We start from the raw sequence: 21,959 nt of genomic DNA, 5'->3' as shown, positions 1-21,959 counted from the left end.
CGGGCAGTGATCCTGCCACGGGGCAGAAAGATGGCACTAACCGTAGCCGTCCTTGGTCGCCATAAAAATAAAAGGAGCGCCCGCATGTCTCTGGCCGAGATCCGCCTGGATGACAAATACCGGCTTGCAACCGGTCATCTGTACCTCACCGGCACCCAGGCGCTTACCCGCCTGCCGATGCTGCAGAAGCAACGCGATACGGCCCATGGCCTGAACACCGCCTGCTTCATCTCCGGCTATCGCGGTTCGCCCCTCGGCAACCTCGATAAAAGCCTCTGGGAGGCCAAGTCCTTCCTCCAGGAAAACCACATCCACTTCCAGCCGGGCGTCAACGAGGAGCTCGCGGCCACCGCCGTGTGGGGCAGCCAGCAGACCAGCCTGTTCCCCGGCGCGCGCTACGACGGCGTGTTCTCCATGTGGTACGGCAAGGGCCCGGGTGTGGACCGCTGTGGCGACGTCTTCAAGCACGGCAACTCCGCCGGCGTCGCGCCCCATGGCGGCGTCCTGTTGCTGGCCGGTGACGACCACGGCTGCAAGTCTTCCAGCATCGCCAACCAGAGCGAGCACGCCTTCATCGCCGCCTCCATCCCGGTGCTCAACCCGGCCAACGTCCAGGAGATCCTCGACTACGGCATCATCGGCTGGGAGCTCTCGCGCTACAGCGGCTGCTGGGTGGCACTCAAGACCATCGCCGAGAACGTCGACTCCTCCGCCGTGGTGGACGTCGACCCGCTGCGCATCGAGGTGAAGATCCCCACCGACTTCGTCCTCCCCGAAGACGGCGTGCACATCCGCTGGCCCGACCCGCCCCTGGCCCAGGAAAAACGCCTCAACACCTACAAGATCTACGCCGCCCGGGCCTTCGCCCTGGCCAATGACCTCAACCAGGTCAAGCTCGACTCGCCCAACCCGCGCCTCGGCATCATCACCACCGGCAAGTCCTACCTCGACGTGCGCCAGGCACTGGTGGACCTTGGCCTGGATGATGAACTCTGCGCCAAGGTCGGCCTGCGTGTGCTGAAGATCGGCATGAGCTGGCCGCTGGAGCCGGTCTCCGTGCACCAGTTCGCCCAGGGCCTGGACGAAATCCTCGTGGTCGAGGAAAAGCGCAGCATCATCGAAGACCAGCTCACCGGCCAGCTCTACAACTGGCCCGTGGACAAGCGCCCACGCGTGGTCGGCGAGTTCGACGAGGAGGGCAACTCCCTGCTGCCCAACCTCAGCGAGCTGACCCCGGCGATGATCGCCCGCGTCATCGCCAAGCGCCTGGCACCCATCTACTCCAGCGAGCAGATCGAATCGCGCCTGGCCTTCCTCGCCGCCAAGGAAAAGGCCCTCGCCGAGCCCAAGCACAAGACCGTGCGCACCCCGCACTTCTGCTCCGGCTGCCCGCACAACACCTCCACCAAGCTGCCCGAAGGCAGCCGCGCCCAGGGCGGTATCGGCTGCCACTACATGACCCAGTGGATGGACCGCAACACCGACACCTTCACCCAGATGGGCGGGGAGGGCGCCACCTGGATCGGCCAGGCCCCCTTCACCGACACGCCGCACATCTTCCAGAACCTCGGCGACGGCACCTATTTCCACTCCGGCCAACTGGCCTTGCGCGCCTCCGTGGCCGCCGGCGTCAACATCACCTACAAGATCCTCTACAACGATGCCGTGGCCATGACCGGCGGGCAGCCCATCGACGGCGAACTGCGCGTCGACCAGCTCAGCCAGCAGGTCTTCGCCGAGGGCGTCAAACGCATCGCCCTGGTCACCGACGAGCCGGAGAAATACCCCACCCGCGCCACCTTCGCGCCCATCGTCAGCTTCCACCACCGCCGCGAGCTGGACGCCGTGCAGCGCGAGCTGCGCGAGTTCAAGGGCGTCTCGGTGATCATCTACGACCAGACCTGCGCCACCGAGAAACGCCGCCGCCGCAAGCGCGGCAAGCTGGTGGACCCGGCCAAGCGTGCCTTCATCAACCCCGCCGTGTGCGAGGGCTGCGGCGACTGCAGCGTCAAGTCCAACTGCCTCTCCGTACTGCCTCTGGAAACCGAACTGGGGCGCAAGCGCGAGATCGACCAGAACGCCTGCAACAAGGACTTCTCCTGCCTCGAAGGCTTCTGCCCCAGCTTCGTCACTGTTCACGGCGGCGAGCTGCGCAAGCCCAAAGCGGTCGGCAGCGGCGCTCTCTTCACCGTGCTGCCGGAGCCGCGCCAGCCTGGCCTGGAGCGCCCCTGGAACATTCTCCTGCCCGGTGTCGGCGGCAGCGGCGTGACCACGGTCGGTGCATTGCTGGGCATGGCCGCGCACATCGAAGGCAAGGGCTGCAGCGTGCTCGACCAGGCCGGCCTGGCGCAGAAATTCGGCCCGGTCATCACCCACATCCGCATCGCCGCCAAGCAGGACGACATCCACGCCGTGCGCATCGCCGCCGGTGAAACCGACCTGCTGCTCGGCTGCGACCTGGTGGTCGCCGCCAGCGAAGAGGCCCTGGCCAAGCTCAACGAGCGCATCGCCACCGCCGTGGTCAACAGCCACGAGGCCGCCACTGCCGAGTTCACCCGCAATCCGGATGCCCAGGTACCCGGCGAGGCCATGCAGCAGGCGCTGATCGAGGCCGTCGGCGCGGAGAAAACCCACTTCATCGACGCCACCCGCCTGGCCACGCGGCTGCTCGGCGACAGCATCGCCACCAACCTGTTCATGCTCGGCTATGCCTACCAGCGTGGGCTGGTGCCGGTCTCCGCCGAAGCCATCGAGAAGGCCATCCAGCTCAATGGCGTGGCGGTGAAACTCAACTGCGAAGCCTTCCTCTGGGGCCGTCGTGCCGCCCATGACCTGCCTGCCGTGGAGAAGCTCGCCGCACCGGAAGTGGCCCAGGCCAAGCCTTGCGAAACCCTTGACGAGATCATCCGCTTCCGCGTCGACTACCTCACCGCCTACCAGGACGCCGCCTACGCCAAGCGCTACAGCGACCTGGTGGCGCGCGTGCGCCTGGTCGACAGCAGTGCCGGCCAGGAACTCACCGAGGCCGTCGCCCGCTACTACTTCAAGGTCCTCGCCTACAAGGACGAATACGAAGTGGCGCGGCTCTACAGCGCCGATGATTTCCGCAAGCAGCTCGAGGCCCAGTTCAGCGGCGACTACCGCCTGCAGTTCCACCTGGCACCGTCCTGGCTGGCCAAGCGCGACCCGAGCACCGGGCAGCCCCGCAAGCGCAGCTTCGGGCCCTGGATGCTCAAAGCCTTCGGCCTGCTGGCGACCTTCAAATTCCTCCGTGGCAGTGCGCTGGACCCCTTCGGCTACAGCGAAGAGCGGCGCCTGGAACGCGAGCTGATCGGCTGCTACGAAGACAACCTCGAAGCCGTGCTCGCCCACCTGCGGGGCGACAACTACCGCGTCGCGGTGGCCATCGCCGAACTGCCGGAGCAGATCCGCGGCTATGGCCACGTCAAGGAAGCCGGCCTGGCCAAGGCCCGCGAGCACGAGGCGCAACTGCGTGCCCAGCTCCTGGCCACCCAGATCAACGTGGTGCGGCTGTTCGACTCGGCTGCCTGACGCCCTCCCAGCACCGGCCTTCCCATGGGGGAGGGCCGGCGTTCACCCAGACAAACGCACACAGAGGTACACCATGTCCGTCTTCTCCCACGTCGAATTCGATGGCCACGAACAGGTCGTCTTCGGGCACGACAAGGCATCCGGCCTCAAGGCCATCATCGCCATCCACAACACCAACCTCGGCCCCGCACTCGGCGGGTGCCGCATGTGGAACTACGCCAACGACGAACAAGCCCTGCGTGACGTGCTGCGCCTGTCCCGCGGCATGACCTACAAATCCGCCCTCGCCAACCTGCCCCTGGGCGGCGGCAAGGCGGTGATCATCGGCGACCCCCACAACGGCAAGAGCGAAGCGCTGTTCCAGGCCATGGGCGATTTCGTCGACACCCTCGGCGGGCGCTACATCACCGCTGCCGACTCCGGCACCGGCCCGGCGGAAATGCAGATCATGGCCGAGCGCAGCCGCCACGTGGCCGGCGCCAACCAGCGCGAAGCCTTCGACGGCGGCGTGCGCAGCGGCGACCCGTCGCCGTCCACCGCCTATGGCGTATTCATCGGCATCCAGGTCGCGGTCAAGCACCGCCTGCGTCGCGACGACCTCAAGGGCCTGCGCGTCGCCATCCAGGGCGTCGGCCAGGTGGGCTTCCACCTCGCCCGCCTTTTGCGTGACGCCGGTGCCGAGCTCTGGGTGACCGACATCGTCGACGCCAACGTGCGCCGCGCCGTCGAACAACTGGGCGCCAAGGCCGTGCTGCAACATGAAATCTACGGGCTCAATGTCGACGTCTTCGCGCCCTGCGCCATGGGCGGCATCATCAACCCGCAAAGCCTGGAAGCGCTGCGCGTGCCGATCATCGCCGGGGGTGCCAACAACCAGTTGGCCGACGCGCAACTGGCCGAGGAGCTCAAGCGCAACGGCTGCCTCTACGCGCCCGACTACGCCATCAACGCCGGCGGCATCATCGACGTCTACTTCGAGCGCAGCGGCGGCAGCGCGGCAGAGCTGAAGGCCCACATCGAAGGCATCGGCAACACCCTGCGGCAGATCTTCATCCGCGCCGACGAGGAAGGTCGTACCACCACCGAGGTCGCCGACCGCCTCGCCGAAGAGCGCTTCGGTCGCGTCTGACCCGGCGGCAGGAGTGGCGGCCGCAACACGCCGCCATTCCCGTAAGCAGCGTCAGATACCGAGGTACAGGCTGATCCCGTGGGGCTTGTAGCCCAGGGACTCATAGAAGCGATGGGCCGCCTCGCGGCTCTGCCCGCTGGACAGCACCAGCTTGTAGCAGCCCCAGGCACGGCCGCGTTCGGCGGCCTTGTCCATCAGCGCCTGGCCGATGCCCAGGCCGCGCGCGCCCTTGTCCACCACCACGTCTTCAACGATTGCCGAGCGCGCGAAGTTGTGCGCCAGGTGCTCCACCAGAATCACCGTGCAAGTGCCCAGCAGGCGCCCATCACGCTCCGCCACCACCACCTCGCGGCCACTCGGCAACTCGCTCAGACGCAAGGCCAGCAGCGCAGGGTCGGGGCGCGATTCGTCCTCACCCAGCTGGTGCAGCAGGGCTGCCAGCGCCGGTGCATCCGCCGGGCTGGCGGCGCGCAGGGTAACGGTGGTGAACGGGGAATCGGGCAGGTTCTGCGGAAGCGGCTGGGGCATGACGGAGGTCCCTCTGATTTTTGCAGAAGTATGGTGCAGTGCCGTGGCAGTGGCATGACAAAACGCGCAAGCGCCGTTAACATGCCGCCCGTTCCCCGGCGGCCTCTGCCAGGGACGCTGTCTCAGTAGCTCAATTGGATAGAGCATCCCCCTCCTAAGGGGAAGGTTGGTGGTTCGAGCCCACTCTGGGACACCATGAATAACGAAGCCCCGCACAGCTCACGCTGGCGGGGCTTTTTCATGGCCGCAGGGCTCAGGCCTCGCTGCCGTCATTGGGCAGCGTCAGGTAGATCAGCACCGCCAGCAGGGTGATGAAGAAGCGGAAGGCGTCCGGCACGCCGTTCCACTGCTCCGACATCCACATGCCGAACCATTCCCCGCCCACCGACATGAATGCCACCTGCCAGGTGAGGAAGCCAAGGGTCAGGCCGGCTATGGCCCAGCGCTTGGCCGCGCGGAAGCCGGCGTCGCTGGCCCGCAGTGCGCGCAGCAGGTGCAGGCCGCCGAGCCAGCAGAGCAGGGCGGTGGCGGTTTCCAGGGCGATGATGCCCATGTAGCCGGCGTGGTGCAGCCAGGGCGCCTCGATGGCGCGGTACATCAGCTGGTTGCCGGGGAAGGTGGTGTCCATGAGGAACACGTGGTGGACGAAGGCGAAGTTGGTGGCGTAGTCGGTGACGTTGTTGAACGCCACCAGCGAGGCGAAGAAGGCCATGGCCAGCACCATGACGGCTTTCGAGAGGCGGATCATTGTCATTGCTCGGTTTCCTGAAAGGGCGAACGGCATCGCGCAGGCGTCCGCCCCGCCCACGCAAGCAGCGGGCAGGGGAAGGCCGGGCCGCTCGCGGCGACGGGCTCGGTTCTGAGAGTGTCCTGGGCAAGCCAGGTATTCGGGTGCGCGAGGCGCAGCGTGCGGAAATCGGGACTGGAGGACCTGAGGCCGGCGCCACGCCGGGAAGCGTGGCCGCCCGGCTGGATGGAGCCCGCACGGGAAGGAGCGCGGATTCTGGACGCAGGCAGCGTGGCGCGTCAATTCACCTGGCGCTCGGCACCACTCGCCGAAAGAACCATTGCCCTGTCGGCCAGTCTTGAGGATGCTGAGCGAAATTTTCCAAGGTGCCCGGATGACCTCCGCTCCCGATCCCACGAGCCGCTCCCTGGTGCTCGACAACGGCCTCACCGTGCTGCTGCGCCATGTGCCCGGCGCGCGTCAGGCCGCGGCAGTGGTGCGGGTGGTGGCCGGCAGCCACGACGAGCCCGCAGCCTGGCCCGGGCTGGCGCATTTCATCGAGCACCTGCTGTTTCTCGGGGGCCATCGCTACCCGGGCGACCAGCGGCTGATGCCGTTCATCCAGGCCTGCGGTGGGCGTCTCAATGCCAGCACCCAGGCCCATCACACCGACTACTTCTTCGAGCTGCCGCCGGCCGCGCTGGACGACGGCCTGGCGCGCCTGCTGGACATGCTCGCCACGCCCCGGCTGGAGGTCGAGGCGCAACTGCGCGAGCGCGAGGTGCTGCAGGCCGAGTACCAGGCGCGCGCCGCCGATGCCTCGACCCTGGCCCAATCCGCCCTGGCTGCGGCGCTGGCGCCGGGGCACCCGCTGGCGGATTTCCATGCCGGCAACCGCGCCAGCCTGGCGGTGGACGACCCGGTATTCCAGGGCGCGTTGGCGCTGTTCCATCGCAGTCACTACCAGGGCGCGCGCATGCGCCTGGTGCTGCTGGGCCCCCAGCCTCTCGATGAGCTGGCCGAGCTGGCGCGGCGACACGGCGCCCTGTTGCCCGCAGGGGCTCCGGCCGCTGAGCGCCAAGTGCCGCCCCTGTTGCCCCTGTTCAGCCACAGCTTGCGCCTGTGCCTGCCCGGCGCACCCCGTTACTGGTTGGCCTTCGCCCTGGAAGGGCAGCCTGCCACGCTGCCCCAGGCGGTGGACCTGTTGCGTGAGCTGCTGCAGGACGAAGCCGATGGCAGCCTGCAGGCCTGGCTCGGCGAGCAGGGGCTGTGCGACGGCTTGCAGCTATCGGTGCCCCATCTCGACCAGGGCCAGGCGTTGCTGGTGCTGGACATCGCCCTGGCCGACGCTCATCTCGACAGTCGTGCTCGCCTGGAGGCAGCGCTGTTCCACTGGCTCGCGGCCCTGCGCGAGCAGGAGCCCTGGCAGGACCTGCTCGCGCGCCACCCGATGCGCACCGGCCATTCCCGACCGGCGCCGCTGGAGCAGGCACGCAGCCTGATGGAGCGTGACCCCGGGCAAGCACCGCTGGACGCGCGCAGCCTGCATCGGCTGCTGGCCCAGTTGGCGCCGCCCCGGCTGGTGCGGCTGTTCGCCAGCGGGGAGCCGTTGCAAGGGCGGGTGGAGGTGGCCGGGTTCCAGCTCGAACTGGAAGAAGCCGGCATCCCGGCCTGGCCGGCGATCGATGTGCGCTGGCGTTTCGCCGGTGTACCGGTCTTCAGCCCCTTCGCGGTTCCGGCGGCCCTGGGGGCGCTGGGCGAGATGCCGCTGATCCAGCACCCGGGCGATGCCGAGAGGGCGGCCCTGTTCCTGCGCTGGCGCCTGCCCGCCGGGCTGGCCACGGCGGGTTTCTACCAGGCCCTGCAGCGGGGGCTGCGCTCGACCCAGAGCCGGGCGCAACAGCAAGGCATCAGCCTCGACTTCATCGAGCAGGGGCGGGATTGGCGGCTGGCCCTGCGCGGTGCCGCTGAAATGCTGCCGGCGGTGCTCGACGCGACCTTCAGGGTGCTGCTCGAACCGCCCCTGGCCGCCTGTGACCAGGGGTTGCGCCTGCACCGGGCCTGGCTCAAGCGCCAGGCCGCCGAATTGCCCATCCGCCAGTTGTTGCAGCACCTGCCGGATGTGCTGGACGCCGCTGTGCCTCGCACCGAGGTGGCCCGGGCGGTAACGCCCGCCCGCCTGGCCGGGCACTGGGCGCATGCCGCCTGGGATGTCATGGCCGTCGGTCTCGACGCCGGGCAGCGCGAACTCCTGCATGGCCTGCTGCGGCGGTTGCCGGGCCAGCGGCTCCCCCGCGATCACGCCCCGGCGGTGCTGGCGCCCAGCTACCGCTGGCACCGCCCGGACGCGGTGGAGGGCGAGGCCGCGCTGCTGCTGTTCTGCCCGCTGCCGGACCGGCACGCCCTCACCGAAGCCAGCTGGCAATGGTTGGCGCGTTGCCTGGAGGCGGATTTCTACCAGCGCCTGCGTAGCGAGCTGCAACTGGGTTACGCGGTGTTCTCCGGCTTCCGCCTGATCAACGGCCAGGCCGGTTTGCTGTTCGGCGTGCAATCGCCCAGCGCCACGGTGGCGCAGGTGCTCGGGCATATCGAAACCTTCCTTGCCGCGCTGGACCAGGCCCTGGGCGATGGCGAAGCCGCGCGCCAGGCCCTGCTGGCGCAATTGCGCGAGGGGGGCGAGGACGACGCCGAGCGTGCCTGGAACCTGCACCTGGCTGGCCACTCCCCCGATTGGCCGCGCCGTGTCGCCGATGCCCTCGAACACGCCACCCGCGATGACCTGCTCGCCGCGCTGCAGGCCCTGCAACAGGGCCGTGGCGGCTGGCTGGTGCTGGCCAACGACGAGCGCCCCGGCCCGCGCTGGCACTGACGCCTACTCCCTTAGCGCCTCCGCCACACCCCCCTCATCCCCTACCAAGGCAGCGGTACGACCCCCTCCCCAGGTCGTGCCGACGGCATCGTCCGCCCGTTGCGACTTGCGCGCCGCTACCCTCGGCGAGGCGGTCCGGGTCTTTCCGCCAGGGCCGTACAGGGCGCGCCAAAGCACCGGCGAAATGGCGCCAAGGCCGCATATGGCGGGCATTCCGGCGTTTCGATAATCGCCTCCGTCACGGCTCGAGCGAGTCGTCCCACCCAGCGGAGAGCGCCATGTACAACAACAAGAACGTCACCATCGGATTCCTGCCCCTCGCCCTCACCACCGGCCTGGCCCTGGCTGCCATGGAACAGGCCAAGGCCGAGATCGTCCTCTACGACAAGGACGACACCACCTTCTCCACCGACGGCTACGTCAACGCCTTCTACGTCAACAGCGACGTCGACCGCGACGGCGAACAGTTCGACCGTCGCCAGTCGCGGGTGAAGATGGGCTTCCTGCCCAACTGGATCGGCTTCAACATGGGCAAGCAGGTGGATGACCTCAAGCTCGGCGCCCGCGCCTCCTTCTGGGTGACCATCAACGACAGCGAAACCAATGGCACCGACACCGCCATCGACGTCCGCCAGTTCTACGGCACCGTTGGCAGCGACTGGGGCGAGGTGCTGGTGGGCAAGGACTTCGGCCTGTTCGCGCGCTCCAACATCCTCCTCGACGAAATGCTCGCCGGGTACGGCCAGGTCAGCGACACCCTGGGCCTGGTGGACGGCGGTGGCGTCTCCTTCGGCAACATCGGCAGCGGCTACCCCTATCCGTTCCCCACCTCGCAGATCACCTACCGCAGCCCCAAGAGCGACGGCCTGCGCCTGGCCGTGGGCATCATGGACCCGGTGGACACCAACGATGACAGCCCCACCGGCAAGGCCTACCAGGAGAACCCGCGCTTCGAATCCGAGCTCACCTACGAGTTCGAACTGGGCGGCGCGCAGATCTACTCCTGGGTCAACGGCGGCTACCAGACCTCCGACAACACCGACCCGGCCGTGGACAGCGTCACCTCCAAGGGCCTGGGCTATGGCGTGCAGGCGAAGATGGGCGACTTCTCGGTGGTGGGCTCCGGCTTCCAGGCCAAGGGCATCAACCCCTTCTTCACCAACAACGCCGGCGAGGCGACCCTGCGTGAAGTGGACAGCGACGGCTACCTGCTGCAGGGCTCCTACCGCTTCGGCAAGAACCGCCTGGCGCTCTCCTACGGCAAGACCAAGGACGACGGCAACGGCGCGGTGAACACCGGTGCCGACTACGAAACCCGCGGTATCGCCCTGTTCCACGACGTCAACGACAACCTCAAGCTGGTGGCCGAATACAACCAGTTCGAAATCGACGGCCACGCCGGCTCCGCGCAGAACGAAGACACCGACACCGTCGCCCTCGGCCTGGTGCTCAACTGGTAAGGCCCCACCCTGCAATGCTCCCTTGTGTTTTGGCGGGATGGCGCATGCCTCCCGCCTTTTTTGCGTTCTATGGGGAGTGGTTTCGCGAATGAATTCGCTCCTACCCTGGCGGGCTACAGAAAGCGTCATGCCACCGATGGACGCGACCGCTGCGTAGGGTGGAGGTCGCTTTTTACCTCCACCAGGCGGAGCCGGGCCGTGGCACCTCCTGATGCCTGATGCCCTTATCGAAGGCGCCCATCCTGCGAAGAACTCGCAGCCCCGCGTAGGGTGTGCCGCGCGCACCTCGAAGATCCCGCGCACACCCATCCAGGAACGAATGAGTGGCCGGGCCGCTCCCCGAGGTCGAACGCAGTCGTCAGTGCCGCCTCATCCCTTCGAACGAGCCCGTCGCTACCCAAGAAGGATGGGGCAGCCCCGGGGCGCTCCGTAGAATCCACAGCATCTGCAGGCCCATTTGCGAGAGGCGCCCCATGCAACAGCACCAGGACGAGGGCGTGGTCACCGCCATGTCCAGCGCCACCGAGGCCGAAGCCGTGGCCCAGGACCTGGCGCGCCAACTGATCCACCCGCACCTGGGCTTCGTGCTGTTCTTCTGCTCGGCGGAGTACGACCTGCCGGCCCTGGGCGCGGCGCTGGAGCAGTATTTCGGCGGCATCGAGCTGGTGGGCTGCACCAGCGCCGGCGAAATCACCCCCAACGGCTACGGGCGCGGCTGCGTCAGCGCGGTGGGCTTCGACTACCGCAGCTTCTCCATCGGCAGTGCGCTGATCGACGAGATGGAGCGCTTCAGCCTGATCGATGCCCAGCAGCTGGTGGAGCGCCTGGTCAGCGACTGCCGCAGCAACTCCCTGGCGCCGATCAAGGACCACAGCTTCGCCCTGACCCTGCTGGACGGCCTCTCCAGCCGCGAGGAAGTGGTGCTCGCCGCCCTCAGCGCGGCCTTCGGCAGCATCCCGCATTTCGGCGGCTCGGCCGGCGACGACAACCACCTCACCCACACCCACGTCTACCACGGCGGCCAGTTCCACACCGGCGCGGCGGTGGTGGTGCTGGTCAACACCCAGCTGGATTTCGAAGTCTTCAGCACCCACCACATCCTGCCCAGCGACGAGAAGCTGGTGGTCACCCGCGCCGACAGCGCCAGCCGCCGCGTCTTCGAACTCAACGCCGAGCCCGCCGCCCAGGAATACGCCCAGTGGATCGGCGTACCACTGGCCGCACTGGACCATCGCCTGTTCGCCGCCCACCCGCTGGCCGTGCGGGTCAACGACCAGTACTACGTGCGCTCCATCCAGCGGGTCAACGACGACCTCAGCCTCAGCTTCTACTGCGCCGTGGAGAACGGCATCGTCCTCACCGGCATGCGCCCGGGGCCGCTGCTACCCAACCTCCAGGCCCTGTTCCAGCGCCTGGAGCAACGCCTCGGCCCGCCGCTGCTCACCATCGGCTGCGACTGCTTCCTGCGCCGCCTGGAGATCGAGAGCGACGGCGGCGTCGAGCAGACCGGCGAATTCCTCCGTCGCCAGCGCGTCATCGGTTTCAACACCTACGGGGAACAGTTCAATGGCATGCACATCAACCAGACCTTCACCGGTGTCGCTATCGGACGCCGCCCCGGCGATGCAGGCCGCTGACCAGGAAGCGCGCATCGCCCAGCTGGAGAGCGATAACCACAAGCTGCGGCGCATCAACGCTGCGCTGATCGAGCGGGTCGAATCCAGTGCGGCCCGCCGTGACGACGCCTACGCCGCCTTCCAGCACTCGGTGGTGCTGGCCGAGCAGGTGCGCGAACGCACCGACGCGCTGAACCAGGCGATGTCCGAGCTCAAGGCCAGCAACCAGCTGCTCAGCGATGCGCGGCTGCGCGCCGAGACGGCCCACCAGCACCTGGTGGACGCCATCGAAAGCATCTCCGACGCCTTCGTGCTGTTCGACAAGGAGCAGCGCATCGTCCTGTTCAACAGCCGCTTCAAGTCCTTCTGGGCCCACAGCCGAGCGCGCATTATCAGCGGCACCCGGCTCTCGGAGATCAAGCGCCTGGCCGAAAGCACCGGGCTGATCGTCGAAGAGCAGCGCAGCAGCGACAACGAACACAGCCTCTACCGCCTGCAGGACGGTCGCTGGGTGCAGGTCAGCGAGCGGCCCACCCGCGAGGGCGGGCTGGTGATCCTCTACACCGACATCACCGAGCTCAAGGTCAGCGAAACCATGCGCCGCGAACAGGCCCTGGCGCAGAAGTCGCGGCTGCTGCAGCGCGCCGTGGACAACCTCTCCCAGGGCATGGCCATGGTCGGCGCCGAAGGCACCCTGGAGCTGTGGAACCACCGCTTCCTCGAACTCTGCGGCCTGGCGCCGATCCAGGCCCATCGGCCCTTCGCCGAGGTGATGGCCGACAGCGAGCTGGCGCTGCTCACTCCACAGACCCGCGACGCCAACGGCCGCCCGGTGCGCGAGCTGGAGCAGCGCCTGTTCGATGGCCGCATGCTGGAGGTGCGCACCCACGCGCTGCCCACCGGCGGCTTCGTCAACACCTTCACCGACATCACCGAGCGCTATCGCCACGCCGAGGCGCTGGCCGAAAGCGAACGCTGGATCCGCCTGATCACCGACCACGTGCCGGCGCTGATCGCCTACCTCAACGCCGAGCTGGTCTACGAATTCACCAACAAGGTCTACGAGGAGTGGTACCGCTGGCCCCGTGGCGGCATGCTCGGCCAACGCCTGCGCGAGGTGCACAGCGAGGAGCACTGGCGGCGCCTGGAGCCCTATGTGGAGCGGGCGCTGTCCGGCGAGAGCGTCACCTTCGAGGTGGCCGAAACCAACCTCAACGGCCAGGAGCGCTACATGCTGCGCTCCTACGTGCCCAACCGCCTGGCCAACGGCGAGGTGGTCGGCATCTTCGTGCTGATCCGCGACATCACCGAGCGCCGCCGCACCGCTGAAGCCCTGCACCTGGCCTATCAGAACCTGGAGCAGCGGGTGCGCGAACGCACCGCCGAACTCACCCAGCTCAACGACCAGTTGCTGCGCGAGATCGGCGAGCGCAGCCAGGTGGAACTGCGCCTGCGCGAAGCCAAGCGCGAGGCCGAGCAAGCCAACCTGTCGAAGACCAAGTTCCTCGCCGCCGTCAGCCACGACCTGTTGCAACCGCTGAACGCCGCGCGGCTGTTCACCAGTGCGTTGCAAGAGCAGCGCGAGCAGGCGGTGAGCACGGCGCTGGTGCGCAACATCAGCAACTCGCTGGATGACGTGGAAAGCCTGCTGGGCACCCTGGTGGACATCTCCAAGCTCGACGCCGGGGTGATCAAGCCCGACATCGCGCCCTTCGCCGTCGCCGAGTTGCTCGACAACCTCGCCGTGGAGTTCCGCCAGGCGGCCGCCAGCGAAGGGCTCAGTCTGCACTTCGTACCCAGCTCGGCGCTGGTGCGCAGTGACATTCAATTGCTGGCGCGCATCCTGCGCAACCTGCTCAGCAACGCCATCCGCTACACCCCCAGCGGCCGTGTGCTGCTGGGCTGCCGGCGGCACCGGCAGAGCCTGTCCATCGAAGTCTGGGACAGCGGCATCGGCATCGCCGAGGACAAGCTCAAGGAGATCTTCCAGGAGTTCAAGCGCGGCGACTCGCAGCGGCCCAAGCAGGACCGGGGCCTGGGTCTGGGCCTGGCCATCGTCGACAAGATCGCCGGCATGCTCGGCCACCGCATCCAGGTGCGCTCGCGCCTTGGCCACGGCTCGCGCTTCAGCATCGAAGTGCCCCTGGCCAAGCGCGCGCCCCGGGCGCGGGTCGAGGCGAGCACCCCGGAAATGCTGGTGGAGCGCCTGCGCGGCTCGCGGGTGTGGGTGCTGGATAACGACGCAGCCATCTGCGCCGGCATGCGCACCCTGCTCGAAGGCTGGGGCTGCCAGGTGGTCACCGCACTCTCGGAAGAGGACCTGGCGCGCCAGGTGGACAACTACCACGCCGACGCCGACCTGCTGATCGCCGACTACCACCTGGACAACGACCACAACGGCGTCGACGCCGTCGCCAGCATCAACGCCCGCCGCGGCACCGCCTTGCCCGCCCTGATGATCACCGCCAACTACAGCAACGAACTGCGCCAGCAGATGCGCGAACTCGGCCACACCCTGATGCACAAACCCGTCCGCCCGATGAAGCTCAAGGCCGCGATGAACCACCTGATCGAACGGGGCGGGTGAAGGGCGCACGGCAAGCCCCGTGCGCCGGTCCCGCGCTCGGTCCGTCCGGCGCATTCCGAAAGGCTCCGTGCCGCTCCCACCTTTGAGGTGCGCACGGCACACCCTACGGCCGAGCCCCGTGCATCGAACCAAGCTCCGTGCGCTGATGTGCTCTTGTAGGGTGTGCTGCGCGCACCGGTCCCGCGCTCGGTACTTCCGGCGAGCTCCGACAGGCTCCGGGCTATTCGCCAAATTCCCCGTCCTGCTCCCCGGCATCGCCCCAACCCGCCGGGTAAAGGCCCTCTCGTACCAGGCGGTGGAAGCTGGACCAGGGCCAGTCGGCCACCCGGGTGACCAGGCCGTGCTTCACCGGGTTCCAGTGCAAGTAATCCATATGCCGGCGGTAGTCGTCGGCATCGCGTATGCAGTGTTCCCAGAAGCGCCGCTGCCAGAACCCGGATTCGCGACGTGCGACCCGGCTATTCGAAGTGGGTGCCAGGTGAACCGATTGGCTGACTTTGCGCTTGATGATCGACCAGCGCCGCGCGAAGTCGGCATCACCGGGCGGTAGCTCCCAGAGGCAATGCAGGTGATCCGGCAGCAGCACCCAGCCATGGATGCGGAACGGCTGTTCGAGCCGCACCGCCTTGATCGCATGGCGCAATGCCTGGCGTACCGATGGCTCGGTCAGGAGCGGCCGGCGTTTTGCAGTGACGAGTGTGAAGAAGTAGTACGAGCCGGCCCGCTGTGAGCGGAGGTAGCGCGACATTCCCGGGTCTCCCTGCAAGCGTCCAGGCTTCGCAGGGTAGGGCGGGATGGCGACTGGCGGGGCACGTCAGCCCGGGTGAAAGCTCCGGCTGCGCTGTCGGCCAGGTGACCGCTAGCGCCGCAGATACGCCGCGAAATCGATATCCCCCGCGCAGAGGATCGCCTGCACGCGGTTGTGCACGTTGAGCTTGCGCAGGATGGCGGAGACATGGGCCTTGACCGTGGTTTCGGCGATGTCGAGGTTGTAGGCGATCTGCTTGTTCGATTCGCCCTTGGTCATGCGCTCGAGCACCAGCAGTTGCTTGCGGGTCAGCGCCTGGAGCAGTTCCGGGGGATGCCGTGTTCATCCTGGTGGCTGCGCCGGGGCGAGCTCTTCTGGGTGCGGATGATGTCCGAGGGCAGGTAGACGTTGCCGTTGAGGATCTGCTCGATGGCGTCGGTCATCTGCGCCCGTGGCGAGGACTTGGTGATGAAGCCCACCGCGCCGTAGGTGATCGCCTGCAGCACGATCTGCTTGTCCTGTTCGGCGGAGACGATCACCACCGGGATGGTCGGCGCCTCGTTGCGCAGGTTGATCAGGCCGTTGAGGCCGTGCATGCCGGGCATGTTCAGGTCGAGCAGGATGAGGTCGAGGTCTTCGTGTTCCTGGGTCAGGCCCAGGGCGCTGTCGAGGTCGGCGGTCTCCATCACTTCGCTGTCGGGGAAGCCGTCGCTGATGACGTTGTGGATGGCCTCGCGGAACAGCGGGTGATCGTCGGCGATCAGGATCTTGTACATGGCCATTCACCTCATTGTTCTGATTATGGAGGGGCTGTCGGGCGCGGATTCAGGGCAGGGGCACGGGCTCGGCGGGTTGCAGCGGCAGGCCGGCCTGTTCCCAGGCGTCGATGCCGTCACGGTACCAGTAGAGATTGCGGTAGCCCAGTGCATGGGCGCGCCGTTGCGCGTTCCAGCTCAACCAGCAGTCGGAACGGCAGTAGAACACCAGTGGCCAGTGCAGGTCGCCCCGGCTCGCCTTCTTCAGGTTGTCGGCGAAGTAGGCCTGCCAGCGCGCGTCCAGCTCGCCGTTGCCGGTGTTGGCCAGCCACAGGCTGCCGGGCAGGTTGGCGTGGGGCTCGTCGGCGATGAAGCGGCCTTCGAGGAACTGGCGGCGGTAGACGTCGATGAGTTGCGTGCGCGGGTCGCGTTCCAGCAGCTCGCGCAGGCCGAGGGTGTCCAGGGTGCGGGCGTGGTCGGCCTCGGCGGGCGTGGGGCTGCGGTAGCGGTCGGTGCGGTAGCCGTCGGCGGAGAACAGCGACGGCTCGGCGTCGGCCCGGGCGGTGGCCGAAAACAGGACGGGCAGGCACAGCAGTGAGGCGATGAGGACTCGCATGGCAGGCATCTCTTTATTCTTATGGCCTGCATTACAAGCCAGCCGCGCGCCTTTGGAAATCCTACGTTGGAGAGGGAAACCCGTACCAAAGTAGTAGTTTTCCCGCCTCAGCCGGCCCGGCGCAGCGCCGCGTGCTGCGGGTTGAAGCTGGCCACCGCCGCCACCGCGAAGACCAGCGTCAGGCCCAGGCACACGCCCAGCGCCAGCGGGTTGAGCCGCTCGTACAAAGCGAAGCGCACCAGCTCCACCGCGTGGCTGAAGGGGTTGGCCGCGCACAGCCAGTACAGCCACTCGCTGGCCTCGCGCATCTTCCACAGGGGGTAGAGCGCCGAGGAGAGGAAGAACAGCGGGAAGATCACGAAATTCATCACCCCGGCGAAGTTCTCCAACTGGCGGATGAAGTTCGACAGCAGCAGCCCCAGGGCACTGAGCAGCAGCGCCGCCAGCAGCAGCGCGGGCAGGGCGGCGAGCAGGCCCCAGGCCGGTGGCTGCACGCCATAGAGCCAGGCGATGGCGAGGAAGGCATACACCTGCAGCAGCGACACCAGCGCCGTGGCCAGCAGCTTGGCACCGAGCAGGAAGGGGCGCGGCAGCGGGCTGGTGAGCAGCACGCGCATGCTGCCCATCTCGCGGTCGTAGACCATCGACAGCGAGCCCTGCATGCCGTTGAACAGCAGGATCATGCAGGCCAGCCCCGGGACGATGTAGGTCTCGTAGGTGATGTAGGTGGCGTAGGGGTCGATGATGGCGATGCCCAGCGCCGCGCGGAAGCCGGCGGCGAACACCAGCAGCCACAGCAGCGGCCGCACCAGGGCGCTGAGAAAACGCGAGCGCTGCAGCACGAAGCGCAACCACTCGCGCCCGACGATACCGCGCAGGCATTGCCAATAAGCACCGGCGTTCATGCCCGCGCCCTCGGCCGGGTGAGCTCGCCGAAGGCACCGGCCAGGCCGCCGCCATGCGCCGCACTCAGCTCGCCGGCGGTGCCGGAGGCCACCAGGCGGCCCTGGTCGAGCACCAGCAGGGCGTCCTCGCCGCGTACTTCGTCCAGCAGGTGAGTGGTCCACAGCACGCTCAGGCCTTCGTCGTCGCACAGTTGGCGCACATGGTGGTTGAGGGCCTGGCGGCTGGCCGGGTCGAGGCCGACGCTGGCCTCGTCGAGCAGCAGCAGGCGTGGGCGGTGGAGCAGGGCACGGGCGATTTCCACGCGCCGGCGGTGGCCGCCATTGAGCGCGCGCACGCTGTCGCGGCGGCGTTCGCCCAGGCCCTGGCGCGCCAGCTCCTGGTCGATGCGCGCGGCCGCCAGCTGGCGCGGCATGCCGTGCAGGGCGGCGTGGTAGCGCAGGTTCTGCTCCACCGAGAGGTCGAGGTCCAGGGTGCTCTGCTGGAACACCACGCCGAGCTGGCGCAGGGCCAGGCGCGGCTGCCGGCGCAGGGAATGGCCGGCGACGCGGATATCGCCGCGCTGCAGGTCGTAGAGGCGGCTGAGCAGCGCCACCAGGGTGGACTTGCCGGCACCGTTGGGGCCCAGCAGCGCAGTGAAGCGGCCCGGCTCCAGGGCGAAACTCACCTCATCCAGTGCGCGGCGCGGGCCGTAGTCGAAGCCAACGCCCTCCACCTCCAGTGCGTTCATGGCGCCACCACCACGCCCCAGGGGTAGCGGCCGACCTTGATCGACCGGGTCACTTTGAGGCTGTCGACGTCGATCACCGAGACGTCGCCGCTGATGCCGTTGGTGGCCAGCAGGGTCTTCTCGTCGGGGCTGAAGGCCAGGTGCCAGACGCGCCGGCCCACCAGCAGGTAGTCGAGCACCTCCAGGGTTTTCGCATCCACCACCGCCACATGGTTGGCCGGGCCCAGGGCCACGAAGGCGTAGCGGCCGTCGCGGGTCAGCTTGACCCCCACCGGCTGCACCTTGTCCGGGTGCACGCCCTTGATCTGGAAGCGCAGGGTCTTCTGGATGCTGCGCGTGGCCACGTCGACCACGGTGACGGTGCCGCCGATCTCAGCCGAAGCCCACAGGCGCTTGCCGTCGTGGTCGAACTCCACATGGCGCGGGCGCTGGTCCACCAGGGTGTTGTCCACCAGCGTCTGGGTCGAGGTGTCGATCCAGTGCAGCATGTTGGTGGTCTCGCTGGTGTTGATCGCCCACTTGCCATCCGGGCTCACCGCCATGCCCTCGGGCTCCACGCCGACGTCGATCTGCGCCAGCACCTGGCTGCTCTGGGTGTCGACCACCGTGACCAGCGCATCGTCCTCGTTGGAGATGTACAGCCAGCGGTCGTTGGGGTGCAGGGCGAACTGCTCGGGGTCGGCGCCGGAGGGCAGCTCCTTGATGATCTGCCGCGTGGCCAGGTCCATCACCTGCACGGTGTCCGAATCGCTGGCGCAGATGTACAGCAGCCGGTTGTCGCTGGACAGCGCCAGGCCGCGCGGGCGCTTGCCCACCGGCAGGCTGGCGGTGACCGTCAGGCTGTCCATGTCGATCACGCTGACGGCGTTGTCCTTCTCGTTGGAGACGTAGGCGGTGGCGGCGAAGGTGGCGCCGCTGGCCAGCAGCAGCGCGGCGCCGAGCAGGGTGAGGGGGAGGCGGGGCATGGCGGGGTCCTTGTTCTGGGCGTTCATGGCGTGGCCTGCAGGGCGGCTTCGGCCAGGCGGCAGCGGCTCTCCGGCGCGTCGTGGCCGAGGGTGTCGAGTTCGCTGAAGGGGTGGAGAAAACCTTCCTGGGGCGAGGTGCTGATCAGCGCGCGTGGCTGGATCAGCTCGATGGGCTGGCGCAACTGGCCGTCCCAGGGGCGGTAGCTCAGCTTGCGGCCCTTGAAGCCGTCCAGCGGCAGGTCCGGCGACAGCTCCAGGGTGCGGATCGCGGCGGCGTCGGCGGCGCCCAGGCGGGTGACGGCGCTGGCGATGCTGCGCGTGGCCACCCAGGCGGCGAAATCGCGATCGTTCATCCAGCGCCCGGTGAGGTCCTCGAAGCGCTTCTGCAGTTGCGCCGCGCCATAGGTTTCCACCGTCTTGTGCCAGCCGGTGGGCACCAGGCCCTGGGTGCCGGCCACCGGGCGCGGCAGCCAGGTGTTGTAGGGCAGGTACTCGCCGAAGTCGCCGCGCTCGTCGGCCACCAGCACGCCGTCATAGTCGTCGGCCTGGGTGAACAGCGGCATGTCGGCCTGGGCGCTGCGGCGCTGCTCGTTGTCGAAGGTCCAGGGCTTCTCGCCGATGATCGTCAGGCCGAAGCGCCCGGCGGCACGGCGCAGGGCGGCGGCGTAGGCCTGGTCCTCGGGGCGCGGGCCGACCAGCAGCAGCCAGCGCTTCCACTGGCGCAGGGCGAGGAACTGCACCAGGGCGTCGGCGAGCATGGCGCGGCTGGGCAGGCTGTGCAGCACGTTGGGCAGGCAGGCGTCGGTGCGCAGCGCATCGTCGGCGGCGCCGGCGTTGAACAGCAGGCTGTCCGGCAGCGCCGCCGACAGCTGGCGCAGCAGGGGCGCCGGTGCGTTGACCACGAACAGGCGCAGGCCCTGGTCATACTGTTGGCGCGCCGCGTCCAGCAGTTCGGCTTCGCTCTCGGCATTGGCCGCCAGCAACTGGTAGCGCTGCTTGAGGAAGCGCCCGGTGCTGTTGTTGTCGGTGGTCGCCAGCTCGGCGCCGCGCAAGCCGGTGTCGCGGGGCTCGGGGATGACGTTGGACAGCAGCGGCCCCGGGTCGGGGCTGTAGCCGAGGTAACCGATGCGCACCTCCAGCGGCTGGCGCGCCTCGGCGGCGACGGCGTGGTTGGCCAGCAGCGCGGCGGCGGCCAGGGCCAGCAGGTAGGTCAGGGCATAGGGCGCAAGGTGGCGCATGGCGGGGGCTCCCGTTCTTGTAGCGCCAGCCTAGGGCCGCCCCGGGCCTGGGGAAATATGCAGAAAGTAGCGCCGGGGCAGTACCAAGGTAGTAACCCGCCCGCCCGCCCCAGGCCCTAGCATGGAGGCACAAGAACGAGACCGGGAGGCCCGGCCATGCGTGTGCTCAAGACCCTGCTGCTGCCCGTGCTGCTGATCCTCAGCCTGATCGGCGTGGATGGCTTCCGTGCGTCCCCCGCTGCGCCCCCCGCGGCGTTTTCATCGGGCCTCGGGCGATGAGCACCCTCGGCCGCATCAACCTGCTGGTGGTGCTGTTCTTCGCCGCAGTGGCACTGGTCTGTACCGGGGTGCTGCTGCGCCAGGCCAGCCAGGACGTGCAACGCGAGATGGTGGCCGCGCGCGCGGTGGTCGAGTACCTGCACGAGGCCGCCCGGCGCGACCCCAAGGCCCTGGAGTCGGCCCTGGCGCGGGGCCTGCGCCATGTGCGCATCCACTGGCAGGGCGAGACGCCCTCACAACCACGCGGCCTGGACGCTTGGCTCGGTGCGCGGCTGTTCCCGCCCGCCGAGCAGTACGGCGAGCCGCTGCAACTGGACGATGGCCGCCGCGTGCTGATCAGCGTCGACCCGGCGGACGAGATGGACGAGGTGGAGGACTCCCTCATCCAGTTGCTGGTGCTGTTCGGCCTGGCCCTGGGCCTCAGCCTGCTGGCCATCCGCGTCGCGGTACGCCGGGGCCTGCGGGTGCTCGACGAGCTGCGCGCCGGCTTCGACGAGATCGCCCGGGGCCGCCTGGCGGTACGCCTCAACCAGCCTTCGCTGCACGAGGCACGCCTGCTGGCCGGCCACTTCAACGAGATGGCCAGCACCCTGGAGCAGGTGCGCAACGACAACGCCGAGCTGACCCGCGCCCTGCTGGCGCTGCAGGAGCACGAGCGCAAGCACCTGGCCCTGGCCCTGCACGACGACATCGGCCAGTACCTCGCCGGCATCCGCGCGCAGCTGCTGCTGTTGCGCTCCATGACCGGCCAGGCGCCGGGCGCCGGTGCCACCCTGCGCAGCCTGGAGGACAACTGCCAGCGCATGCAGGACAGCTTCCGCGCGCTGGTGCGTGACCTTTACCCCGTGGTGCTGGAGCGCCTGCACCTGGGCGAGGCCATCGAGCTGCTCACCGAGCAGTGGCGCAGCGCCCAGGGCGTCGATTGCCAGTTGCGCCTGGGCGAGGACCTGCCGGTGCTGCCCACCGCCGACCAGGCCCATCTCTACCGCCTGTTGCAGGAAGCCCTGACCAACATCGCCCGCCACGCCGATGCCAGTGCGGTGAGCGTGCGCCTGGAGCGCCGCGGCCGGCGCCTGCGCCTGCTGGTGGGCGACAACGGCCGGGGCGCGGTGCAGCCGCCACGGCCCGGCATCGGCCTGCGTTCCATGCTGGAGCGGGCGCGCTGCCTGGGCGGCGATCTGCGCCTGCGCACCCGCGCCGGCGGCGGCTGGCTGGTGCGCCTGAGCATTCCCCTGGGCGAAGCCTGAACAACCTGGA

The 21,959-nt window shown here is 68.4% G+C and carries 16 protein-coding genes, 1 tRNA gene and 1 pseudogene; 9 read left to right on the top strand and 9 right to left on the bottom strand.

Going from position 1 to position 21,959, the window contains the following annotated elements; translation table 11 throughout:
* The first annotated feature begins 84 nt into the window (after positions 1-84).
* The gene (locus PSm6_RS01600) at positions 85-3,552 is read left to right on the top strand and encodes an indolepyruvate ferredoxin oxidoreductase family protein (RefSeq protein ID WP_265169337.1); all 3,468 of its coding nucleotides are present in this window, start codon (positions 85-87) and stop codon (positions 3,550-3,552) included.
* Positions 3,553-3,625: 73 nt separating this feature from the next.
* Positions 3,626-4,681, top strand: a complete 1,056-nt coding sequence (locus PSm6_RS01595) for a Glu/Leu/Phe/Val family dehydrogenase (protein ID WP_021218512.1) — start codon at positions 3,626-3,628, stop codon at positions 4,679-4,681.
* A 51-nt stretch (positions 4,682-4,732) separates the two neighbouring features.
* Here the strand turns inward: PSm6_RS01595 and PSm6_RS01590 are convergent, their stop codons facing one another.
* A complete protein-coding gene (locus PSm6_RS01590) occupies positions 4,733-5,209 on the bottom strand; it encodes a GNAT family N-acetyltransferase (protein WP_043241992.1) in 477 nt (158 codons plus the stop codon).
* 119 nt (positions 5,210-5,328) lie between these two features.
* Here PSm6_RS01590 and PSm6_RS01585 point away from each other — a divergent pair.
* Positions 5,329-5,405 (top strand) — tRNA-Arg (locus tag PSm6_RS01585).
* A 57-nt stretch (positions 5,406-5,462) separates the two neighbouring features.
* Here the strand turns inward: PSm6_RS01585 and PSm6_RS01580 are convergent.
* The gene (locus tag PSm6_RS01580) at positions 5,463-5,963 is read right to left on the bottom strand and encodes a DUF2165 family protein (protein WP_265169336.1); all 501 of its coding nucleotides are present in this window, start codon (positions 5,961-5,963) and stop codon (positions 5,463-5,465) included.
* A 367-nt stretch (positions 5,964-6,330) separates the two neighbouring features.
* Here PSm6_RS01580 and pqqF point away from each other — a divergent pair, with 367 nt between their 5' ends.
* From pqqF to nahK, 4 genes are all read left to right on the top strand, one after another.
* Positions 6,331-8,805, top strand: a complete 2,475-nt coding sequence (gene pqqF / locus PSm6_RS01575) for a pyrroloquinoline quinone biosynthesis protein PqqF (RefSeq protein WP_265169334.1) — start codon at positions 6,331-6,333, stop codon at positions 8,803-8,805.
* 278 nt (positions 8,806-9,083) lie between these two features.
* On the top strand, positions 9,084-10,265 hold the full coding sequence (locus PSm6_RS01570) for a porin (protein WP_021218526.1): 1,182 nt from the start codon (positions 9,084-9,086) through the stop codon (positions 10,263-10,265).
* Positions 10,266-10,738: 473 nt separating this feature from the next.
* Positions 10,739-11,902 (top strand): nitric oxide-sensing protein NosP, encoded by a 1,164-nt coding sequence (gene nosP / locus PSm6_RS01565; protein ID WP_021218527.1) that lies wholly within the window; start codon positions 10,739-10,741, stop codon positions 11,900-11,902.
* Positions 11,832-14,468 (top strand): hybrid sensor histidine kinase/response regulator NahK/ErcS', encoded by a 2,637-nt coding sequence (nahK, locus tag PSm6_RS01560; protein WP_265169333.1) that lies wholly within the window; start codon positions 11,832-11,834, stop codon positions 14,466-14,468. Before nosP ends, nahK begins: the two co-directional genes overlap by 71 nt.
* Before the next feature lie 220 nt (positions 14,469-14,688).
* On the opposite strand, the gene PSm6_RS01555 is transcribed toward nahK, so the two are convergent.
* The 7 genes and pseudogenes from PSm6_RS01555 to PSm6_RS01525 form a co-directional block, all read right to left on the bottom strand.
* Entirely contained in the window at positions 14,689-15,216 is a 528-nt protein-coding gene (locus PSm6_RS01555) for an REP-associated tyrosine transposase (RefSeq protein ID WP_265169332.1), read from the bottom strand.
* Between the two features lie 111 nt (positions 15,217-15,327).
* A pseudogene (gene agmR / locus PSm6_RS01550) lies at positions 15,328-15,992 on the bottom strand (response regulator AgmR).
* A gap of 49 nt (positions 15,993-16,041) precedes the next feature.
* Entirely contained in the window at positions 16,042-16,587 is a 546-nt protein-coding gene (locus tag PSm6_RS01545) for a PQQ-dependent catabolism-associated CXXCW motif protein (protein ID WP_265169331.1), read from the bottom strand.
* Between the two features lie 107 nt (positions 16,588-16,694).
* The gene (locus PSm6_RS01540) at positions 16,695-17,492 is read right to left on the bottom strand and encodes a lanthanide ABC transporter permease protein PedC (RefSeq protein ID WP_021218531.1); all 798 of its coding nucleotides are present in this window, start codon (positions 17,490-17,492) and stop codon (positions 16,695-16,697) included.
* A complete protein-coding gene (locus PSm6_RS01535; protein ID WP_021218532.1) occupies positions 17,489-18,220 on the bottom strand; it encodes a lanthanide ABC transporter ATP-binding protein PedB/LutE in 732 nt (243 codons plus the stop codon). Before PSm6_RS01535 ends, PSm6_RS01540 begins: the two co-directional genes overlap by 4 nt.
* Positions 18,217-19,185, bottom strand: a complete 969-nt coding sequence (locus tag PSm6_RS01530) for a YVTN family beta-propeller repeat protein (protein WP_043242043.1) — start codon at positions 19,183-19,185, stop codon at positions 18,217-18,219. Before PSm6_RS01530 ends, PSm6_RS01535 begins: the two co-directional genes overlap by 4 nt.
* 23 nt (positions 19,186-19,208) lie before the next feature.
* Complete coding sequence (locus PSm6_RS01525) at positions 19,209-20,423, bottom strand: lanthanide ABC transporter ABC transporter substrate-binding protein PedA1 (protein ID WP_021218534.1); 1,215 nt, start codon at positions 20,421-20,423, stop codon at positions 19,209-19,211.
* A 156-nt stretch (positions 20,424-20,579) separates the two neighbouring features.
* Here PSm6_RS01525 and PSm6_RS01520 point away from each other — a divergent pair, with 156 nt between their 5' ends.
* Together PSm6_RS01520 and PSm6_RS01515 are read left to right on the top strand one after the other, a co-directional pair.
* Positions 20,580-20,702, top strand: coding sequence for a hypothetical protein (locus tag PSm6_RS01520; RefSeq protein ID WP_021218535.1), 123 nt, complete (start codon positions 20,580-20,582; stop codon positions 20,700-20,702).
* Positions 20,699-21,949 (top strand): HAMP domain-containing sensor histidine kinase, encoded by a 1,251-nt coding sequence (locus PSm6_RS01515; protein ID WP_021218536.1) that lies wholly within the window; start codon positions 20,699-20,701, stop codon positions 21,947-21,949. The genes PSm6_RS01520 and PSm6_RS01515 overlap by 4 nt, the downstream gene beginning before the upstream one ends.
* Positions 21,950-21,959: the final 10 nt, after the last annotated feature.

Source organism: Pseudomonas solani (genome assembly GCF_026072635.1).
Classification (GTDB): Bacteria; Pseudomonadota; Gammaproteobacteria; order Pseudomonadales; family Pseudomonadaceae; genus Metapseudomonas; species Metapseudomonas solani.
The sequence above is the reverse complement of the archived record's forward strand: the minus strand, read 5'-3'. Positions and strand labels throughout refer to the sequence as shown.